At 38.2% G+C, this 19,914-nt stretch carries 15 protein-coding genes and 3 tRNA genes; 5 read left to right on the top strand and 13 right to left on the bottom strand.

The genetic code is table 11. From position 1 onward, the window contains the following. Positions 1–17 precede the first annotated feature (17 nt). Complete coding sequence (locus D0T85_RS14340) at positions 18–707, top strand: YjjG family noncanonical pyrimidine nucleotidase (protein ID WP_163214253.1); 690 nt, start codon at positions 18–20, stop codon at positions 705–707. Positions 708–800: 93 nt separating this feature from the next. Here the strand turns inward: D0T85_RS14340 and D0T85_RS14335 are convergent, their stop codons facing one another. The 4 genes from D0T85_RS14335 to D0T85_RS14320 form a co-directional block, all read right to left on the bottom strand. Next, positions 801–1,994, bottom strand: a complete 1,194-nt coding sequence (locus tag D0T85_RS14335; RefSeq protein WP_163214210.1) for a pyridoxal phosphate-dependent aminotransferase — start codon at positions 1,992–1,994, stop codon at positions 801–803. Positions 1,995–2,077: 83 nt separating this feature from the next. Then, on the bottom strand, positions 2,078–3,292 hold the full coding sequence (locus D0T85_RS14330; protein ID WP_163214209.1) for a bifunctional 3,4-dihydroxy-2-butanone-4-phosphate synthase/GTP cyclohydrolase II: 1,215 nt from the start codon (positions 3,290–3,292) through the stop codon (positions 2,078–2,080). A gap of 2 nt (positions 3,293–3,294) precedes the next feature. Next, on the bottom strand, positions 3,295–5,193 hold the full coding sequence (locus D0T85_RS14325) for an LptF/LptG family permease (RefSeq protein ID WP_163214208.1): 1,899 nt from the start codon (positions 5,191–5,193) through the stop codon (positions 3,295–3,297). Positions 5,194–5,346: 153 nt separating this feature from the next. Next, positions 5,347–5,733: an START-like domain-containing protein gene (locus tag D0T85_RS14320; protein WP_163214207.1), complete on the bottom strand. Its 387-nt coding sequence runs from the start codon at positions 5,731–5,733 to the stop codon at positions 5,347–5,349. A 212-nt stretch (positions 5,734–5,945) separates the two neighbouring features. On the opposite strand from D0T85_RS14320, the gene D0T85_RS14315 reads away from it, so the two are divergent. Next, positions 5,946–6,019: transfer RNA gene (locus D0T85_RS14315), tRNA-Met, on the top strand. Positions 6,020–6,553: 534 nt separating this feature from the next. Here the strand turns inward: D0T85_RS14315 and D0T85_RS14310 are convergent. From D0T85_RS14310 to pyrE, 7 genes are all read right to left on the bottom strand, one after another. After that, the gene (locus tag D0T85_RS14310) at positions 6,554–6,730 is read right to left on the bottom strand and encodes a hypothetical protein (protein WP_163214206.1); all 177 of its coding nucleotides are present in this window, start codon (positions 6,728–6,730) and stop codon (positions 6,554–6,556) included. Between the two features lie 231 nt (positions 6,731–6,961). Further along, positions 6,962–7,045: transfer RNA gene (locus D0T85_RS14305), tRNA-Leu, on the bottom strand. Between the two features lie 16 nt (positions 7,046–7,061). Next, positions 7,062–7,134 (bottom strand) — tRNA-Gly (locus tag D0T85_RS14300). Between the two features lie 58 nt (positions 7,135–7,192). Further along, positions 7,193–8,209, bottom strand: coding sequence for an aldo/keto reductase (locus tag D0T85_RS14295; protein ID WP_163214205.1), 1,017 nt, complete (start codon positions 8,207–8,209; stop codon positions 7,193–7,195). Positions 8,210–8,232: 23 nt separating this feature from the next. After that, positions 8,233–9,567 (bottom strand): argininosuccinate lyase, encoded by a 1,335-nt coding sequence (argH, locus tag D0T85_RS14290; protein WP_163214204.1) that lies wholly within the window; start codon positions 9,565–9,567, stop codon positions 8,233–8,235. Between the two features lie 141 nt (positions 9,568–9,708). After that, the gene (locus tag D0T85_RS14285) at positions 9,709–10,119 is read right to left on the bottom strand and encodes an SRPBCC family protein (RefSeq protein ID WP_163214203.1); all 411 of its coding nucleotides are present in this window, start codon (positions 10,117–10,119) and stop codon (positions 9,709–9,711) included. A 101-nt stretch (positions 10,120–10,220) separates the two neighbouring features. Beyond that, complete coding sequence (gene pyrE, locus D0T85_RS14280; RefSeq protein ID WP_163214202.1) at positions 10,221–10,859, bottom strand: orotate phosphoribosyltransferase; 639 nt, start codon at positions 10,857–10,859, stop codon at positions 10,221–10,223. Positions 10,860–11,801: 942 nt separating this feature from the next. Between pyrE and thrA the strand changes: the two genes are divergently transcribed. The 3 genes from thrA to thrC all read left to right on the top strand — a co-directional run bounded on the left by thrA (position 11,802) and on the right by thrC (position 16,913). After that, positions 11,802–14,234 carry a bifunctional aspartate kinase/homoserine dehydrogenase I gene (thrA, locus tag D0T85_RS14275; protein ID WP_163214201.1) on the top strand — a complete coding sequence of 811 codons (2,433 nt, stop codon included), beginning with the start codon at positions 11,802–11,804 and terminating at the stop codon, positions 14,232–14,234. 50 nt (positions 14,235–14,284) lie between these two features. Then, positions 14,285–15,511 (top strand): cofactor-independent phosphoglycerate mutase, encoded by a 1,227-nt coding sequence (locus D0T85_RS14270; RefSeq protein ID WP_163214200.1) that lies wholly within the window; start codon positions 14,285–14,287, stop codon positions 15,509–15,511. A 100-nt stretch (positions 15,512–15,611) separates the two neighbouring features. Next, the gene (gene thrC, locus D0T85_RS14265; protein WP_163214199.1) at positions 15,612–16,913 is read left to right on the top strand and encodes a threonine synthase; all 1,302 of its coding nucleotides are present in this window, start codon (positions 15,612–15,614) and stop codon (positions 16,911–16,913) included. Positions 16,914–16,988: 75 nt separating this feature from the next. Here thrC and D0T85_RS14260 read toward each other — a convergent pair whose 3' ends face one another. Beyond that, positions 16,989–18,944, bottom strand: a complete 1,956-nt coding sequence (locus D0T85_RS14260) for a nuclease-related domain-containing DEAD/DEAH box helicase (RefSeq protein ID WP_163214198.1) — start codon at positions 18,942–18,944, stop codon at positions 16,989–16,991. Between the two features lie 16 nt (positions 18,945–18,960). After that, a complete protein-coding gene (locus tag D0T85_RS14255) occupies positions 18,961–19,911 on the bottom strand; it encodes a hypothetical protein (RefSeq protein WP_163214197.1) in 951 nt (316 codons plus the stop codon). Between the last annotated feature and the right edge of the window lie 3 nt (positions 19,912–19,914).

The following is a 19,914-nucleotide window of genomic DNA, read 5'->3' as shown; positions in this document are numbered from 1 at the left end:
TTATAATAATATAAATGATGCGTTACAAAAACATCTTCTTCGACCTGGACGATACTCTCTGGGCATTCTCCGAAAACTCTCGCGATTCCTTTGAGGAAATGTACAACAAGTACAACTTCGATCGTTATTTCGATTCGTTCGCCCATTATTACTCTTTATACGAAGTACGTAACCTTGAACTATGGGAACTGTATGGGCACAATGAGATTACAAAGGAACAATTAAATCAGATGCGTTTCTCGCATCCGCTACAGCAAGTTGGGGTAAACAACCCTTTATTGGTGAAAACCTTTATGGATAATTACTTTGCAGTAGTTCCTACCAAAGAAAAGTTAATGCCTAACACCAAAGAGGTTTTAGAGTACCTGAATCCCAAATACAATCTGTATATCCTATCAAATGGTTTCAGGGAATTACAATCATTAAAGATGCAGTCGTCTGGCATTGGTGGATATTTCAAAAAGATTATTCTTTCTGAAGATATAGGGATTATGAAACCCTATCCGGAGATATTTCATTTTGCGTTATCGGCTACCCAATCAGAGTTAAGAGACTCTATCATGATTGGAGATAATTACGTTAATGATGTTCAGGGAGCAAAAGGAGTAGGGATGGATAATGTATACTATAACATAGAGAACAGAACCGGAATTCCACATGACACCACCGTTATATATGATTTAAAGGAACTAAAGGAGATACTTTAAGCATTCATACTAACAAGCCAACAACATCTCGGTAGGTGTCAAAAGCCTAACTTTTGACACCCTTCGATTTATAAATGTGTGACTTATGAATACTTATTGCAGTTTTGCCAACGCCTCTTTTATACGACGCATTGCTTCAACAATATTCTCGTCCGAAGTAGCATAGCTCATACGAATACATTCGGGTGCACCGAAAGCCGCTCCGCCAACGCAAGCTACATGGCCTTTTTCGAGTAGGTACATAGCCAGTTCACCAGCATCATTAATTTTCTGTCCATCAACCGATTTGCCAAAGTAAGAGCTGCATTTTGGGAAAAGATAAAAAGCACCTTGTGGAACATTCACTTCAATGCCTGGAATTTCTTTAGCCAGCTTAACTATTAAGTCGCGACGACGTTCAAATGCTTTGCGCATTTCTTCTACAGGCTCTTGCGAACCAGTATATGCAGCTTCGGCAGCTTTTTGCGATACCGAACATGGTCCTGAAGTGTATTGTCCCTGCAATTTGTTAACTGCCGATACAATCCATTGAGGTCCGGCAATGAAACCGATTCTCCATCCTGTCATAGCATAAGCTTTGGATACACCATTCACAATTACTACACGTTCGCGAATTTCGGGGAACTGAGCAATACTTTGATGTTTGCCAATGTAGTTAATGTGCTCATAAATTTCATCGGCAATAACAATAATATTAGGATGTTTGGCAAGTACTTTGGCCAGTCCTTCCAGTTCATCTTTGGAATATACCGAACCTGTTGGGTTCGAAGGAGAGCAAAGAATCAATGCTTTTGTTTTAGGTGTGATTGCGGCTTCTAACTGTTCGGGAGTGATTTTGAAGTCCTGTTCAATACCAGCAGGAATGATTACACTTTTTCCTTCGGCCAGCTTCACCATCTCCGGATAGCTTACCCAATAAGGGGCAGGAATAATAACTTCATCGCCTGCGCCAACAACAGCTAGCAATACATTACATACTGATTGTTTTGCACCGTTAGCACACGAAATTTGCGCAGCAGTGAAATCAAGTCCGTTTTCATTTTTCAGCTTTTTCACAATCGCTTCACGTAAAGCAGGATATCCCGGAACCGGAGAGTAACGAGAATAGTTATCATCTACAGCTTTTTTAGCCGCTTCCTTAATGAAATCAGGAGTGTTAAAGTCGGGTTCGCCCACACTCAAATTGATTACATCGATACCTTGAGCTTTAAGCTCAGCGCTTTTTTGCGACATTGCAAGCGTCTCCGAAGGAGACAAACTGTTCAAACGATCTGATAGCTGATTCATTTTGTTTTAAATAATTTGGTTGTTCGTTGAATTTTATTGCAAAATAAACTAATATTTATGAATTATGAAAGCAATACCACCTTTTACTTATTAAAATGCAGCGTATGCCCCATACGTTCTTTCTTTGTTCTCAAATATTTTTCGTTGTATTGGTTAGGAATGGTTTCGATAGGAACATTTTCTGTAATTTCCAAGCCATAGCCCTCAAGTCCTACTCTTTTAACCGGATTATTGGTCATTAGTTTCATCTTGGTTACTCCAATTTCTCTGAGGATATGGGCACCTACACCATAATCTCGCTCGTCGGCATCAAAACCCAGGTGCAGATTGGCATCAACAGTATCATATCCCTCTTCCTGAAGTTTATATGCTGCCATTTTGTTCATCAATCCAATACCTCTGCCTTCCTGATTCATATAAACGATGGCACCTTTTCCTGCTTTTTCTACCATTTCCATTGCTTGGTGTAACTGTTCGCCACAATCGCAACGGCACGAACCTAATATGTCGCCTGTCATACAAGAAGAGTGTACCCGTACAAGGATAGGTTCATCTTTTTCCCATGTTCCTTTTATAAGGGCCATGTGTTCCAATCCATTCGAAATCTGTTTGAAAGGTATCAGTTTGAAATTTCCGTATTGGGTTGGCATATTAACTTCTACACCTCTTTCAACAAGCGATTCTTTTTCCATCCGATAGGCAATCAGGTCTTTTATGGTAATAATTTTGATGCCAAATCTTTTAGATACTTCCATTAGCTGGGGTAAACGAGCCATGGTTCCGTCTTCGTTGATAATTTCAATCAGAGCACCGGCTGGATACAACCCTGCTAAGCGGGCCAGGTCTACTGTTGCTTCGGTATGACCGGCACGGCGAAGTACCCCGCGCGAACGGGCTCTCAACGGATTAAGGTGTCCCGGTCTTCCCAAATCTGTGGGTTTGGTATTTGGATCGGCTAATGCGCGGATGGTTGCTGCACGGTCTTTCATAGACACTCCGGTAGTACAGCCAGGTAACAAATCAACAGTAACAGTAAAAGGTGTTTCGTAGATTGAAGTATTTGCCGATACCTGCATTTCCAGTTCCAACTCTTTGCAGCGTTCTTCTGTGATAGGTGCACATAATACGCCACGTCCATGAGTCATCATAAAGTTTACAGCTTCGGGAGTTATTTTTTCGGCAGCAATAATAAAATCGCCTTCGTTTTCTCTGTCTTCATCGTCAACTACAATCACAAATTTGCCTTCTTTAAAATCGGCTATTGCTTCTTCAATTGTATTTAACTTTATTTCTTCCATATCTATAGGTTTTGATCCTCGGCTATGAGGAATTGTATATTTTGGTTTGTTTTGATAGTTTTTTCAAGGTCTTTCAGCAAACGTATCCTGAAAATCCATATTCTGAAATAGAAGAATAGACCCACTGGGAATATCAAACCTGTAACAATATTGAGCCATTCAATCCGGAAAGGTTTGGTGTGTGCTGCATTCGGAATTATGGGGTATTCGTTAAGGTAAGCCAATATTCTGGCCGAATGGGTATTCGACATTTCGTCGATGAACTCTTCAAGATGTTCATTGATACGTACAATCTCCTTGTCTTGCTTTTCGGTTACCCACAATTTAAAATAGTTGGGGGCTTTGTGTAGTGTATGCTTCTCGATATAATTACGGCAATCCCGGGTGAGTTTTTCAATCTCGGCAGGTAAACGCACATAATCCGGATCGTTGATTATAACATCTTTACGGAACAAGTTTCGTACACTACGTATACCAAAAAATCTTTTTATCCATGCTGTATATGCATCAAGATTAAATACAACAGAATCTTTATTGGATTTATAAGTGAGAAACAAACCGATAGGGGCCAGAATAGCTGTACTTAACCACATCCCAGCTACCATAATCCAGTTACCATCGCGTGCCATCTTGTATCCCATATTATCTATTATATAATAAAAGATAAATATCAGAACGGATGCTATTACAGGCATTCCCAGTCCTCCTTTTCGGATGATAGATCCTAATGGAGCCCCAATGAAAAAGAAGATTAAACAAGATAGGGAGATAGAGTATTTTCTATGCCATTCTGTTTTATGGCGGCGTATATTATGGTCGTTATTTTTAATCGTGTAGCTTTTATAGTTCCATTCGCTTCCTTGTGTATCGGCTCTGGTTGATGCCGATGATAATATTTTCTGCTTTTGCGATAAAGTAGCCCTGTTGTATAGACTGTCAACATTATAATCATCAATAATGGCTTCTTCTATTTTTACGGTGTCTTCCTTATTTAAATGTGTAGTTTGAAATATTCCGTTTTTTGCTTCCGTATAATAATTACGTCCGATACTATCGCTAAGTATTGTCATTGAGTCGATAGAGGTTTCCAGCATTTTCAGGTTTTTACTAATGGATTGGTTGCTCATAATGCTTTCATCCATCATATTAAAATCTGAATCGAACTCAATGATTGTATGTTTTTCTCTGAAGATTTCTCTTCGGTAAGCCATGTTTTCGGCTTTGGTGGCTTGTTGCTTCACATTTTGAAACGACTCTCCATTGTATAAATGCAGGTAGAAATGTTGCTTATCGGCAGTCATTTCCAAACGTCCCGAATCCGAATAGATGGTTAATGCATTTTCGGGGCCATCGCGAAGATCGTATATCATAAGATCATAAAGCATTCCCGTTTTCCTGTCTTTCTTTTTTACGTATAGATTGAATCCGGGAAGTTCATCGTAAAACACACCTTCGGGTATCTCTACCTCGGGCGATTTTTGCCGCATTGAGTATAAAAGGGTATATAGCTTTAATTGTGCATGCGGGCCAACTACATTTTGGAAAAAGAAAGAGATGCAACAAAGCATTGTAACTAAAACAATAAGAGGTTTCATTATTTCGATTAATGAAATACCTGCTGCTTTCATTGCAAGAAGTTCGTATCGTTCTCCAAAATTTCCGAAAGTGATAAGTGCTGCCAATAGTATGGCTAAAGGGAGTGCCATTGGCACAAGGGTTAAAGCCGAATAGTAAAAAAACTGCCCCAGTATATTCATTTCTAACCCTTTACCAACCAGCTCATCTACGTATCTCCATAAAAACTGCATCATGAAGATGAAGAGACAAATGAAAAAGGTTCCTATAAAAAGTAATGAGAAACTTTTTAAAATGAATGTATCTAACTTTTTTATGCGAAGCATTGTATTATTCTTAGGTAGAATTTAGGTTGCAAAATTAGCACAAAAAAGGAATTGGTGAAAGGTTTTTATTGAAAGTTAAGGTATTTACAACTGAAGTTACATTTATATGTTACAATGTAACTCCGGTTGTAAATTGCAAAATCGTAAATCTATTTAAAAACCATAGGCTCTTCGTAGGGTGTCAATTTGCGAATCCCACAATTCTTTCAAATCATCTACTTCGTCTGGAAGGGCAAAATCTATCACCTCTATAACGAAATCGTTTGTCAATTCGCTATTGTTCATTTTGATTTCAAAATAATCACGTTCGTGTTCTTCATCAAGCCATCTGAATCGTATATACGAATAGGCTCTTATCGCAATTATTTCTGCTCGTTTGCTTTCTGTTTTTCCCCAGAAAAAAGTGACGATTTTATCATCTGAAAGAACTTTGTCGGCAAACCATTCCTCTAAACCTGTTGGGGTGCTAATAGCCGACCAGATTAAATTCTTAGAAGAGGGATTTAACAGATATTCCAAATGTATTTTTTCTTTTTTCATAGTCCAAATCTTTTAGTTTGTGCCAAGATAAATACTTTTTTCTAATTTCATATAATAAATTGCATTAATTTATTGCTATTCTATCTTACCCCTCAATATAAGCCTTGTAGAGAGGGTTGAAAGAAAATCTTATTAATAAAAACAGAAAATACGAAAAAAAGTTTTGGCTAATTCAAAAAAAGGCATAACTTTGCACCCGCAATCAGAAAGATGGCGGGATAGCTCAGATGGTTAGAGCGCATGATTCATAATCATGAGGTCCCGAGTTCAATTCTCGGTCCCGCTACAAAGCATAAGCGAATACTTTTTAAAGTGTTCGCTTTTTTTTAATATAGCTCTCTATACCATGCGGCATCGCCTCCTTTACCTCACTCTTGTTCAACTCAGATTGGAATTGAATAAAAACACGGAGACACAGAAACACGGAGCTTATCGAAAATGCCCGTAGGGCATTCATATCAATAGAATAATAATAAGTTTTAATCTTCAACCCGGTACGGGTTGCATGGTAGATACGATGCAACCCGTACCGGGTTGTGAAGAGTATTATCATTGCCTTTCTATTGATATGAATGCCCTACGGGCATTCTTGATAAGCTCCGTGTTTCTGTACCTCTGTGTTTTTATCTTAGTTCAATTCAGCCTCTAACTGAACCAAAAATGCAGTTTATTTACACCTCAAATGAAGTTCATTTACACCTCAAATGCAGTTCATTTAGCATGCAAATGCAGTTCATTTAGGGTGCAAATGCAGTTCATTTGAGTTGAGAATTGAGAGTTGAGAGTTCCATGCGGCATCGTAACTCTCAACTCTCAATTCTCAACTCTCAACTAGAGTATCAGCAGTTTCTTTTTTATCTTTTTCTACTGATGTTTTCTTTTCTGTTATGTTCTTTTCTGTTGCCATGGTATTACCATTTTTCTTCTGCCAGCGTTTGTACGCGTTTTTCTTTCCGACTATACTGCGTTTAACTATCGTATCATTGTAATTTTGCATAACCCGTGTAACATATTCAGACGAAATCAACGGGCTTTATTTTCCATTCTATCTACAGGGAATAAACTGTGGTTGTACAACACATCATCAATCTATTTACAACGAATGTTATACGTATGTGCAATCAATCGTAATGATTTAAACAAACGGAAGCATAATGAAAGGTATATATATAAAAAAAGACCCCATAAATAATTAATTTACAGAGTCTTATTTTTGGCGAATGCCCAGTACCCGAAGCGGGACTTGAACCCGCACAGCTGCTATAGCCAAAGGATTTTAAGTCCTTCGTGTCTACCATTCCACCATCCGGGCATCCTTTTAAAGAACGAGCGAAAGACGGGATTCGAACCCGCGACCCTAACCTTGGCAAGGTTATGCTCTACCAACTGAGCTACTTTCGCGATTGCGGATGCAAAGATAAGTGCAATTTGTTAAAAAGCAAAATATTTGTGCAGAAAATTACTTAGGCATCTGAATATTTACTGTTGAGAGTATTCTTTCAATCATCTCCAGCTCTTCACTACTGAAAGAAATACAATCTAAAGTGCTCAGATTATCAGCTAGTTGATTAACAGAACTCGCACCAATAATCACAGAGGTAACCCGTTCATCTTTCAACACCCATGCAAGTGCCATTTGAGCCAAAGACTGATTGCGTTGCTCTGCTATTTCGTTTAGTTTGCGTACAGCGGCAATTTTATCATCAGTTACCTGATCGCGTTGCAGAAAACCGGTTGAACGTGCTGCTCTTGATCCTTCGGGAATACCGTGTAGGTATTTATTGGTTAATAGTCCTTGGGCTAAAGGAGAGAAAGCAATAAAGCCACATCCCTGATCATGTGCAAGTTGCAATGGTCCGGCTTCAACCTCACGTGTAAACATGCTGTATCTATCTTGATAAATCAGGCAGGGAGTACCCGCAGCTTTGAGCATATCATAAGCTATTTTAGCTTTATCGGTCGGATATTTGGATAAACCTATATATAAGGCTTTGCCTTGTTTTACTATGTCAATAAGTGCTTGCATGGTTTCTTCTACAGGAGTAACACCATCATAGCGGTGGCTGTAGAATATGTCGAAATATTCAAGTCCGGTACGGCGCAAGCTTTGATCGATACTTGCCATCAGATTCTTGCGCGAGCTTCCATCGCCATAAGGCCCGGGCCACATAGCGTGTCCTGCTTTAGAAGAAATAATCATTTCATCCCGGTAGCCTTGGAAGTTAGTTTTCAGTATCTTACCGAAATTGCTTTCGGCCGAACCGGGAGAGGGACCATAATTGTTGGCTAAGTCGAAGTGGGTAATTCCGTTATCGAAGGCATATTTTATCATGTCGGTTGCAACATCAAAGTCGTCTACATCGCCAAAGTTATGCCACAATCCCAATGATATTTTAGGAAGCATTAAACCACTCTTACCACAATACTTATAAAGCATTTCGCCAGTGTATCGGTTTTCGGAAGGTATATAGTCCATAACAGTTTTATTTAAAAGTCGTTTTAATCTTTCAGCAACCTCTTCTCCGCCTGTTCCACCCGTTCAAAATTGAAATCATCCACTACCTTTTGCATCAGCAATTCAATCTCTTCATTGCATAAGTTACCAATACTGCCTTCGTGTGTATGATTCACCTTTTTGTTGTGGCTAAAGTTTCCGGCCTCGATATCTAAACCTACTTGTTTGTAGGCATCTCTGAAAGGAACACCTTCGCGTGCAAGTCTGTTTACCTCTTCTACGCTGAAAATCAATAAGTACTTTTCATCGTTCAGGATGTGTTCGTTTACTTTGATTTCCTGCATTATATAAGTAGTCATCTGTATGCATTCCATTAATTCGTCGAATGCCGGAAGGAACACTTCTTTAATAATCTGAAGATCGCGGAAATAGCCGGAAGGTAGATTGTTGGCTATCATCATAATTTGTTGTGGCAGCGATTGTATTTTATTGCATTTTGCCCGGGTTAACTCAAATACATCCGGATTTTTTTTATGTGGCATAATGCTCGAACCGGTTGTACATTCGTCGGGTAGTTTTACAAAGCCGAAATTCTGACTGTTATACAAACATGCATCATAAGCCAGTTTAGAAATTGTTCCGGCAATGCTTGCCAGAGCAAAAGCTACATTTCTTTCCATCTTGCCACGTCCCATCTGAGCGTATACTACATTGTAGTTCATGGAATCGAATCCCAGTAGCTCTGTAGTCATGGTACGGTTCAGAGGGAACGAAGAACCATAGCCCGCAGCCGATCCGAGCGGATTGCGGTTGCACATTTTATAGGCTGCCTGCAGAAAAAGCATATCATCGACCAAACCTTCGGCATAGGCACCAAACCAAAGGCCAAAAGATGAAGGCATAGCTATTTGAAGATGAGTGTATCCCGGAAGAAGCACATCTTTATATTTGTTACTTTGATTGATGAGAACATGAAACAAATCTTCAACGGCTTCGGCTATTTCTTTTATCCGGGCACGGGTAAATAATTTCAGGTCGACCAAAACCTGATCGTTGCGCGAACGACCGCTGTGGATTTTCTTTCCAATATCACCCAGACGGCGGGTTAACAATAGTTCTACCTGCGAGTGGACATCTTCAATACCATCTTCGATAACGAAGTTGCCCTCTTCTATCTCTTTATATATATTTTTAAGTTCAACAAGGAGTAATTCCAACTCGGTTTTTGTTAACAACCCGATGCTTTCTAGCATTGTTATATGTGCCATAGAACCCATAACATCATATTTAGCCAGATACAAATCCATTTCACGGTCTTTGCCAACAGTGAATTGTTCAATCTCTTTGTTTACTTCTGTACTTTTTTCCCAAAGCTTCATATTAGTCGAGAGTTGAGAGTTGAGAGTTGAGAGTTATCAACAATCAAATCATAATTTATAATAAAGTTGGGAGTTGAGAGTTGAGAGTTAAGAGTTATCATACAACATCGTAACTCTCAACTCTCAACTCTCAACTCTCAATTAATATGGTATTGTGGCAATCATACTTGCCATTTTTTCCAGTCCTTCTTTGAGTGGCTTTTCAACCATCATTTTCATCATCGGATTCAGGTCTGTTTCTACTGTTATTTTCATCTTTGATGTTTCTTCTGTAACAGGTAGAATCTGTATCCATAAGGTGAATGGTAGTGGCGAAGTGGTTGTTCCAAACTTAATGCATTTAACAGGATCTCTTTCTACAATATTCAATGTAACTTTGCCTACCGGCGACATACTGAAGCTGATAGTATCGGTGTCGAATTCCAGATCCTGTATTTTGTCTTGTGGAATTTTATCTTTGATACCTTCCAGATGGCTCAAGTTAGATAACTTATTATAAACACGCTCCTGGCTGTAAGGTATCTCTTTTATACCACTTTCGAATTTACTCATAATTTGTAACTGTTGAATGAAAAAAACACTGAAACACAGAGCGAATAATAAGGGGTGACTCTGTGGCCCAGTGTTAGTAACTATTTTATATGTTGTTTTCTTTATTTAAAAGGTTCCCAATGAGCCGGGTCTTTGCGCCAATTATTAAGGATTTCTACATCTTTTTCGCTTATATAATCGGTACGTAAAGCGGCATCTAACACAGCGTCGTAATTGGTAAGGGTTACCAAGGGTACTTTAGCTTCTTTAAATGCTTTTACTGCTACATCAAAACCATAGGTATATGCGGCTATCATGCCAATAACTTCACATCCATCGCGGCGGATAGCTTCTACTGCTTTTAAACTGCTTCCTCCTGTCGATACAAGATCTTCAACTACAACAACCTTCATACCAGGACGTAACTCTCCTTCTATCAGGTTTTCAAGTCCATGATCTTTTGGAGTGGCACGTACATATACAAACGGCAGATTTAAAGCATCGGCTACCAGTGCTCCTTGCGGAATAGCACCTGTTGCAACACCTGCAATGGCATCTACCTGTCCGAAACGTTCTAATATAATGCGTGTAATTTCAATCTTTACAAAATTTCTAAGTGAAGGATAGGATAATGTTTTGCGATTATCGCAATAAAAAGGCGATTTCCATCCAGAAGCCCATGTAAAGGGATTGGCCGGCTGAAGCTTGATAGCTTTAATCTTTAATAATTTCTCTGCGAATAATCTTTCTAAAGTCTTCATAACAAAAGCGTACTATGATAATATGATGCAAAAATATAGAAAGAGAATGAAATGGGAAAGAAAATAAGCAGATTAATTTCAATTCTTATCTTCTGATTACAATTCACCACAGAGTTGATCCTTATCAAAACCACCTACACAGAGTTTAAAAATCGAAATTTGCCAGCACTGCCAGCACACAACGGTTTATTTGTTTGATTATTAGTTTGTTAAAGCGTGCTGGCAAAGTGTGCTGGCAAATATCATTACAGCATTGTCAGCACGCGAGATGCGCATGAGACAACTAGTTTCATTTTTGTTTCGTGTAGTGAAACAAGTAGTTTCCTATATAGAAAACTAACTGTTTTCTATGTAGAAAACAAGTAGTTTCATACATAGGAAACTAGTAGTTTCATACCGTGAAACCGTTGGTTTCCTACCGTGAAACGGTTAGTTTCCTACCGTGAAACTGTCGACATTCTACTTAGCCTAATTATTCATACTATAGCATGGAAGGAGTTATCGCTTCGCTAGGAGTTAAAGGAGTTAAAGCTCCTGATAACTTATTACGAACACTCATTTATAATAATGTATACACCCTTTCTTTTTAATTTTATCACAAAAAAATCGCAAAAGGTAATAGAATGAATAATATTATTCTTATTTTTGCAGCACTTATCAATTAAATAACGATAGAAACAAGATTAATGAACGAATACTACTCACATACAACGACGATGTCTATGTGTACAACCATGACCCTTCGGGGTTAAGGAGTATTTGTGTTTCTACGTGAATCACGCTTATGGAAGGTAGGCGAAACAATCAAAAAAAATATTAGGTAATAAGTTCTAAGTAGTAAGTTTTAAGTTGCTATGCAGGCTTTAAGATACTTGGATACTTGAATACATCACTTATTACTTAAAACTTATCACTTATTACTCAAAACTTATTACTCAAAATATGAAAGTAGTGAAATTCGGCGGAACATCCGTAGGTTCCGTGAACAGTATTTTAAGCGTAAAAAAAATAGTAGAGTCGGTTCAGGAACCGGTAATCGTAGTAGTTTCGGCCTTAGGTGGGATAACCGACAAACTGATAAACACATCTAAAACAGCAGCATCGGGGAACTCCGAATATGAAAAAGATTTTGCAGAGATTGTTTGCCGTCATGCAGAAATAGTTAAGGAAGTAATCCCCGCCGATGCCGGACAACAAGAACTACAGGTACAGGTTAGTGAACTGTTAAACGAACTCAAAGATATATTTCAAGGCATCTACCTCATTAAAGACATCTCTCCCAAAACACTCGATACCATTGTTAGCTATGGCGAAAGATTATCGTCTATACTTGTAGCCAAGTTAATTAAAGGTGCCAAATGGTTTGATAGCCGCAAGTTTATTAAAACCGAAAAGAAGTATTCAAAACACATTCTGGATACCGAACTTACCAACGAACTTATTAAAGAAACTTTTAAAGAGCTGCCACAAGTGTCTGTGCTGGGCGGGTTTATCTCTTCGGATAAGGTAACCGGCGATGTAACCAACCTTGGAAGAGGCGGTTCCGATTATACAGCCTCGGTTATTGCAGCTGCATTAAATGCTTCAATACTTGAGATATGGACCGATGTGGATGGCTTTATGACTGCCGATCCGAAAGTTATCAGTTCCGCTTATACCATCGACGAGCTTACCTATGTAGAGGCAATGGAGCTTTGCAACTTTGGAGCCAAAGTGGTTTATCCTCCAACTATTTATCCGGTTTGCCATAAAAATATTCCTATCCTGATAAAAAATACTTTTAATCCGGAAGGAAACGGAACCATGATTGTTCAAAAGCCAAAGAGCGAAGGAAAAGCAATTAAAGGTATATCTTCTATCAACGATACCAGTTTGATAACCGTTCAGGGACTTGGTATGGTAGGCGTAATTGGAGTTAATTACCGTATTTTCCGTTCGTTGGCCAAAGGAGGCATCAGTGTGTTCCTTGTATCACAAGCTTCGTCGGAAAATAGTACCTCTATTGGTGTGCGTAATGCCGATGCCGATTTGGCGTGTGAACTATTAAATGATGAGTTCTCGAAAGAAATCGAAATGGGTGAGATATCCGAGATATCGGCCGAGAAAGATCTTGCCACTGTAGCTATTGTGGGCGAAAACATGAAGCATACCCCGGGTATTGCCGGTAAGTTGTTCGGTACTTTGGGTCGTAACGGTATCAATGTAATAGCCTGTGCACAGGGAGCATCCGAAACAAATATCTCTTTTGTTGTTGATTTAAATTCACTTCGCAAATCACTGAATGTTATTCATGATTCATTCTTCTTGTCCGAATATCAGGTATTGAACCTGTTTATTTGCGGAACAGGTACTGTAGGTGGAAGCCTGATTGAACAGATTCGCACCCAACGCCAGAAGTTGATGGAAGAAAACGGGTTAAAGCTAAACGTTGTAGGTATTGCTGATAATCTGAAAGCCATCTTCCACCGTCCGGGACTTGACCTGAATAATTACCAGGAAACGCTTAAAAACGAAGGGCTAGACAACTCTCCCGAATTGTTGCGTAACGAAATTATCGGCATGAATATATTCAACTCGGTATTTGTAGATTGTACTGCAAGTCCGGATATAGCTGCTTTGTATAAAGATTTGTTGAGTCACAATGTATCGGTGGTTGCAGCAAACAAAATTGCAGCTTCGTCCGAATATGATAACTACCGCGAACTGAAACAAACCGCCCGCCGCCGTGGAGTGAAGTACTTGTTCGAAACAAACGTTGGAGCCGGTTTGCCTATTATCAATACAATTAATGACTTGATGAACAGTGGCGATAAGATATTAAAGATAGAGGCTGTACTTTCGGGAACACTTAACTATATCTTTAATAAGATCAGTGCAGATATACCTTTTAGCCGTACTATTAAAATGGCACAGGAAGAACGTTACTCCGAACCCGATCCGCGTATCGACCTAAGCGGTAAGGATGTTATCCGCAAGCTGGTGATCCTGGCCCGCGAAGCAGGCTACCGTTTGGAACAGTCGGATGTTGAGAAGAATCTTTTTGTTCCCGATTCATTCTTTGAGGGAAGTCTGGATGAATTCTGGGGCCGTATATCTGGTCTTGATGCTGATTTCGAAGCACGCCGTCAGGTATTGGAAAAAGAAAACAAGCACTGGCGTTTCGTTGCCAAACTAGAGAACGGCAAGGCATCCGTAGGCTTACAGGAAGTTGGTCCAACTCATCCTTTCTATAACCTGGAAGGTAGCAACAATATTATCCTACTCACAACAGAACGTTACAAAGAATATCCGATGATGATTCAAGGTTATGGCGCCGGTGCCAGCGTTACTGCTGCCGGAGTATTTGCGGATATTATGAGTATAGCGAACGTTTAATATAGTTGAGAGTTGAACTCTCAACTCTCAACTCTCAACTCTCAACTTAAATGAAGTACATTATAATACTTGGAGACGGTATGGCCGACTGGCCAGTCGAATCTTTAAATAACCAAACTTTACTTCAATATGCCAACACACCCAATATGGACATGTTGGCTGGCATGGGGCAAAACGGACTGTTTAGAACTGTACCCGAAGGCTTTCACCCGGGTAGTGAGGTAGCTAACCTTTCTGTACTGGGGTATAATCTTTCCAAAGTTTACGAAGGTCGTGGTGTACTCGAGGCTGCCAGCATAGGAGTAGACCTTCAACCCGGTGAGATGGCTATGCGTTGCAACCTGGTTTGTGTAGAAGGCGATATATTGAAGAACCACTCTGCCGGGCATATATCTTCGGAAGAGGCAGAGGTTTTAATCAATTACCTTCAGGAAGAGTTAAGCGATGATAGGGTAACATTCTATCCGGGAGTTTCATACCGTCATTTGCTTGTGATAAAAGACGGGAATAAACATTTCGAAACTACTCCGCCTCACGATGTTCCGCTTCAACCTTTCCGACCATTATTAGCCAGCGTGGCACAGGACTCAGGGCTTCATACAGATAAAGCTATTGAAACCGCCAACTTAATAAACGATTTGATTTTCCGCTCACAAGAGTTACTACAGAATCATCCCATCAATCAGGCCCGTATAAGTAAAGGTAAAGATCCAGCAAATAGTATCTGGCCATGGTCGCCGGGTTACCGTCCGCAGATGGAGCCGCTTTCGGTTACTTACCCTCAGATAAAACAAGGCTCGGTTATTTCCGCAGTCGATCTTATTCAGGGAATAGGACGCTATGCCGGATTAAAACGGATAGACGTTGAAGGCGCTACCGGACTTTATGATACCAACTATGAGAATAAAGTTGCAGCCGCTCTGAATGCTTTACGCACTGATGATTTTGTATATCTGCATATTGAAGCAAGCGACGAAGCCGGACACGAAGGAGACATCCCTCTGAAAATAAAAACAATAGAGAATCTGGACAGTAGGGTAGTAGGTCCCATCTATGAAGCAGTTAAGGACTGGGACGAACCAGTTACTATTGCCGTATTACCCGATCATCCTACACCATGTAAACTTCGTACCCACACTTCCGAACCTATCCCATTTATACTATGGTATCCGGGTATTGAAGCCGACAGTGTGCAGAAGTACGATGAAGAATCTGCTAAACAAGGAGTTTACGGATTGTTGAAAGAAGACGAGTTCATGAGATTAATATGCCAATAGGTTAATATGCCAATGTGCCAATGTTAATGATTTAATTATTTAATTGATTGCGCCAGCCAATTTTCACATTGGCATATTGGCACATTCTCACATTATATTTATGAAATATTATAGTACAAATAAACAAGCCCCGTTAGCCTCATTAGAGGACGCCGTAATAAAAGGCCTGGCATCCGACCGCGGTCTTTATATGCCCGAAGTAATCAAACCCTTACCAAAGGAATTTTATGATAACATTGAAAACCTTTCTTTTCAGGAAATAGCTTACCAGGTAGCCGATGTCTTCTTTGGTGAAGACATACCTGCCGATAAGCTAAAGGAAATAGTGTACGATACGTTGAACTTTGATACTCCTGTAGTTAAAGTAACAGATAATATATACTCACTTGAGCTCTTTCACGGCCCAACGTTGGCATTTAAAGATGTGGGTGCCCGCTTCATGGCCCGGCTAACAAGCTATTACACCCGTAATCAAAACAGTCCGGTAAATGTACTGGTAGCCACTTCGGGCGATACCGGAAGCGCTGTTGCAAACGGATTTCTGGGAGTAGACGGAGTGCATGTGTATGTGCTTTATCCCAAAGGGAAAGTCAGCCCTATACAGGAATGTCAGTTTACTACATTAGGACAAAACATTACTGCCATTGAAGTAGATGGAACCTTCGACGACTGTCAGGCTTTGGTAAAAGCAGCTTTTATGGATAAGGAACTGAATGATAAACTGATGCTTACCTCGGCAAACTCCATAAATGTGGCTCGCTTCCTGCCTCAGGCGTTTTATTACTTCTATGCTTATGCCCAGTTAAAGAAGATGGGTAAAGCCGATGAAATGGTTGTTTGTGTACCAAGTGGTAACTTTGGTAACATCACTGCCGGCTTGTTTGGTAAACGAATGGGGCTTCCAATCAAACGGTTTATTGCAGCCAACAACCGCAACGATATCTTCTACCAGTATTTGCAGACTGGTCAATACAATCCACGTCCATCTGTTGCTACCATTGCAAACGCTATGGATGTTGGTGATCCCAGTAACTTTGCCCGTGTACTCGACCTTTACGAACATTCGCACAAAGCCATCACTTCCGAGATAAGCGGAGCTACTTATACCGACGAGCAGATACGCGAAACCGTGAAGAAGGTGTATGAGGAAACCGGCTACTTGCTCGATCCACATGGAGCTTGCGGCTATCGCGCCCTTGACGAAGGATTGAAACCAGAAGAAACCGGAGTGTTCCTTGAAACCGCACATCCGGCTAAATTCCTTGAAACTGTAGAAAGTATTCTGGGAAGTAAGGTTGAAATACCTGGTAAACTACAGGAGTTTATGAAAGGGGAGAAGGTAAGTATTGAAATGACGAAGGAGTTTGAGGACTTTAAGGGGTATTTGAGACAAAAGGTTTAGAGTATAGAGACAGATGGGTACTTGAATGTATCCATCTGATTTATATTGAAAACCTTTGTATGCTGTATCACATTATTAGTCATGGCCTATTTTTTTGTCTATTAAATTGTTGCCCTGAAAGAAATTATGATATGCCTGATTTCTAATATTTATTATAAATAAGAAGTTACGACATCTTGTTAATCCAGTATATACTAATTCATCTGAAAACTCAACAGGCTTAAAACCTTGAGAATTTGTCTGAATTAAATGATCATAATTCCTTATGTTGTCTTCAACTACCAAAAACAAAACGGGGCTTTCCCAACCTTTAAATGAATGTATTGTTGATAGTTTGAATGTACCTCTATTCATCCAAAAATTTGCTTTCCGCTTTTTTCGTATTTTTTCTATCTCTTGATTTTTCTCATTGCCAGTTTGAGCATTAGGACATAATTGCTTGAATTCCTCTTCTGTTTCAAACATTATATTAGTCATCTCTTTACTATTCATTTGCAGTTTGGTGTTCAACTCTCGCAACATTTTTATTCGAGATGATAATATTGTAACATCATTAGAATTGAAACTATGATGCATTATTTGCTTGAAAATATAATTTGCGATATATGTATCATTATCACTTCCAAAATAGTGATATTCAATAAATGGCTCATCAAATAATGAAAGCATAGAATTTGTTTCTATTTTATCATCAATAATGTATTTGTTAGTGAAGAATTTTTTTTGAAAATCAGTTGCTAACAAAGCTATTTTGTTAGAAAGTCTATAACTCTTGTTTAATCTTTTATCCCAAGATCCAACCTGAATCGGTATGTTGGGCATTTTTGTAGAGTCTAAGTGTCTTGAATAAATATTTTGTTTTTCATCAGCAAAGGCAACTATTTCAGAGTTTTCATTAGCGAAATTATCTTTGATAATTCGAATCCAATTCTCTTTATAGTCCTGAGTTTCATCTATAAATATAGCATCATATTTTGGGAGTTGATCTTTGTAATTATCAAATAAGTGCAAGTTTGAATATATATTTTCATCAAATACTTCTTCCTCAATAGGAACATATTTTGCTCTTCCGTCTTTGTCTTTGGGTAAAAAATCAAACCCAATACCTACATTATTCATGTTGGAATTTATGAAGTCATGATAATTAGATATATTAAAAAATTCCCAAGCAAAAGACTCTCTAACTGCACTTATTTTATCATGAATGTAATTTTTCAATGTGATATTATAGGTTAAGATAAGTATCATTCCACCTGTTCGTTTATGAGCATTAACTGCACGTTGAGCCAAAACAAGTGTTTTACCTGAACCAGCAACTCCTTTTATTCTTTTTTTTTCATTTTCTACACTTATTGATAATTCTTGTTGGATTGAAGATAATTTAATATCTAAGCCTTCTTCCATTGTATGATAAGAGGGTTTGAGTATTCTAGCAAAACTATCATAAAGTTCTTTGGTGAAATATTTGCTTTTACGGCTAATCCATCTTTTGTCGAAAATTTCATCTGTATTGTTTTTTGTTAAAGAATCATACCCTAAAATAGTGAAATTTTTATCTAGAAACTTTTTGTATTTATCTGTAGACGATGACCCATAACAAAAATCGTTTGCTTCTTTCTCTGATTGACAATGAAAATATACGGCGCAATTAACAATGTACCAATGTTTATAATCTTTTAGATTTAATTCTAATAAAGAGTCAATGTGTAAGTTGTATAAATTTTCTTTATATTTTAATACTTGATCAAATGGTGTTTTCATAATAGAGTTATTAGAATTAACTATCCATTTTCCGACTTCGTTAACATGATAATTAGATAGATTCCAATCTTTTACTTCGAAAATCATAATGCCTCCACCTTTGTGTACTAGGATAATATCAGGCAAGTCTCCATTGAGAAATGGTTGGAAGAATATTTCATATTCGTCATTGTAATTATGTAGTAAAAATGACAATAATTTTCTTTCACCTAGGGTCGCTTCTGGCTTTCGCTTTTTGATGACTTCTAATGGAGGATATAATTTTGCCATAATTATGTTGATTTTATTATTTATTTATTGTGTCCTTGAAAGATTGCATAAATGCTAAAGTTGAACGATGTGTTATTGGAAATATTGTCAGCTTTGTTCCTTTTTGCTTTTCATTTTCAGATAAAATAAAGCCATAACCACAATCAAATAGAAAATAATTAGAAAAAAGATTTCTATCATGGTGTTTGTTTTTTGTATAATTAATAAAAACCTCTATCTTGTAGCTTCTTAATTCTTCTATCCACCTTTTAAGTTTCTCGGCTCTCTTATTAGCCCATTGCTCATCTTGCCCCTTTGGGATTTCTGTTGAAACAATAACTTTGAAAGATCGTTTATTCAGTATTGATGGCAAAATAGCATCAAATAAAGATTTTATATTATTTTCTATAATACTACTTTCTTTACCTAAAATATAGTTATCAATAAGATAAATTGTATTACATGGACTGATGTTTTTTTTCAAGAAACTCCAATTTTTTGTATTTTCGTTTATTTCATAGCGTTGAGGGGTAAATAATAATTCAGCTCGATTTAAAAGTGTTTCTGGTGAAATAAATATCAATCCATAATTATTTTCTCTGTATCTACAAGTTTCCTCATTTTGGTTTAGAAAAAAGATAGTTTGTTCATGTTTGCTAAAATAATCAAGCCCATTATCATCTTGTTCATGAGTTTCCATATTTGTTTTTTCGTTTGAAAGACAAACTAAATTTCCCCTACCATCTGCATGTGACTCCAATATTAGTTTAAGAATCTGACCTGCTATACTATCATCATTACATTGGGATATAAATTCTTTTTTTTCGATATCGGTTATCACAATATCATTTTTCCCACAAAACATATCAAAATAACATTCCCAATGTTTATAATCTTTGTGTGGTATACCATTTTTCGTTTGTGGGCATAAATCAGCAAATTTTTCAAAGAAAGCAAATTCACAATAAATATTAATTCTATTATCCATGAC

It is taken from the genome of Bacteroides sp. 519 (genome assembly GCF_010500955.1).
In the GTDB taxonomy this organism is placed as follows: Bacteria; Bacteroidota; Bacteroidia; order Bacteroidales; family Bacteroidaceae; genus Bacteroides.
This window is presented reverse-complemented; position numbering and strand designations above follow the sequence as displayed.

What these genes read in the sequence shown, in the direction of transcription:
- D0T85_RS14340 (WP_163214253.1), top strand. Translation starts at nt 18, where the DNA reads ATGCGTTACAAAAACATCTTCTTCGACCTGGACGATACTCTCTGGGCA.
- D0T85_RS14335 (WP_163214210.1), bottom strand. Translation starts at nt 1,994, where the DNA reads ATGAATCAGCTATCAGATCGTTTGAACAGTTTGTCTCCTTCGGAGACG.
- D0T85_RS14330 (WP_163214209.1), bottom strand. Translation starts at nt 3,292, where the DNA reads ATGGAAGAAATAAAGTTAAATACAATTGAAGAAGCAATAGCCGATTTT.
- D0T85_RS14325 (WP_163214208.1), bottom strand. Translation starts at nt 5,193, where the DNA reads ATGCTTCGCATAAAAAAGTTAGATACATTCATTTTAAAAAGTTTCTCA.
- D0T85_RS14320 (WP_163214207.1), bottom strand. Translation starts at nt 5,733, where the DNA reads ATGAAAAAAGAAAAAATACATTTGGAATATCTGTTAAATCCCTCTTCT.
- D0T85_RS14310 (WP_163214206.1), bottom strand. Translation starts at nt 6,730, where the DNA reads ATGCAAAATTACAATGATACGATAGTTAAACGCAGTATAGTCGGAAAG.
- D0T85_RS14295 (WP_163214205.1), bottom strand. Translation starts at nt 8,209, where the DNA reads ATGGACTATATACCTTCCGAAAACCGATACACTGGCGAAATGCTTTAT.
- argH (WP_163214204.1), bottom strand. Translation starts at nt 9,567, where the DNA reads ATGAAGCTTTGGGAAAAAAGTACAGAAGTAAACAAAGAGATTGAACAA.
- D0T85_RS14285 (WP_163214203.1), bottom strand. Translation starts at nt 10,119, where the DNA reads ATGAGTAAATTCGAAAGTGGTATAAAAGAGATACCTTACAGCCAGGAG.
- pyrE (WP_163214202.1), bottom strand. Translation starts at nt 10,859, where the DNA reads ATGAAGACTTTAGAAAGATTATTCGCAGAGAAATTATTAAAGATTAAA.
- thrA (WP_163214201.1), top strand. Translation starts at nt 11,802, where the DNA reads ATGAAAGTAGTGAAATTCGGCGGAACATCCGTAGGTTCCGTGAACAGT.
- D0T85_RS14270 (WP_163214200.1), top strand. Translation starts at nt 14,285, where the DNA reads ATGAAGTACATTATAATACTTGGAGACGGTATGGCCGACTGGCCAGTC.
- thrC (WP_163214199.1), top strand. Translation starts at nt 15,612, where the DNA reads ATGAAATATTATAGTACAAATAAACAAGCCCCGTTAGCCTCATTAGAG.
- D0T85_RS14260 (WP_163214198.1), bottom strand. Translation starts at nt 18,944, where the DNA reads ATGGCAAAATTATATCCTCCATTAGAAGTCATCAAAAAGCGAAAGCCA.
- D0T85_RS14255 (WP_163214197.1), bottom strand. Translation starts at nt 19,911, where the DNA reads ATGGATAATAGAATTAATATTTATTGTGAATTTGCTTTCTTTGAAAAA.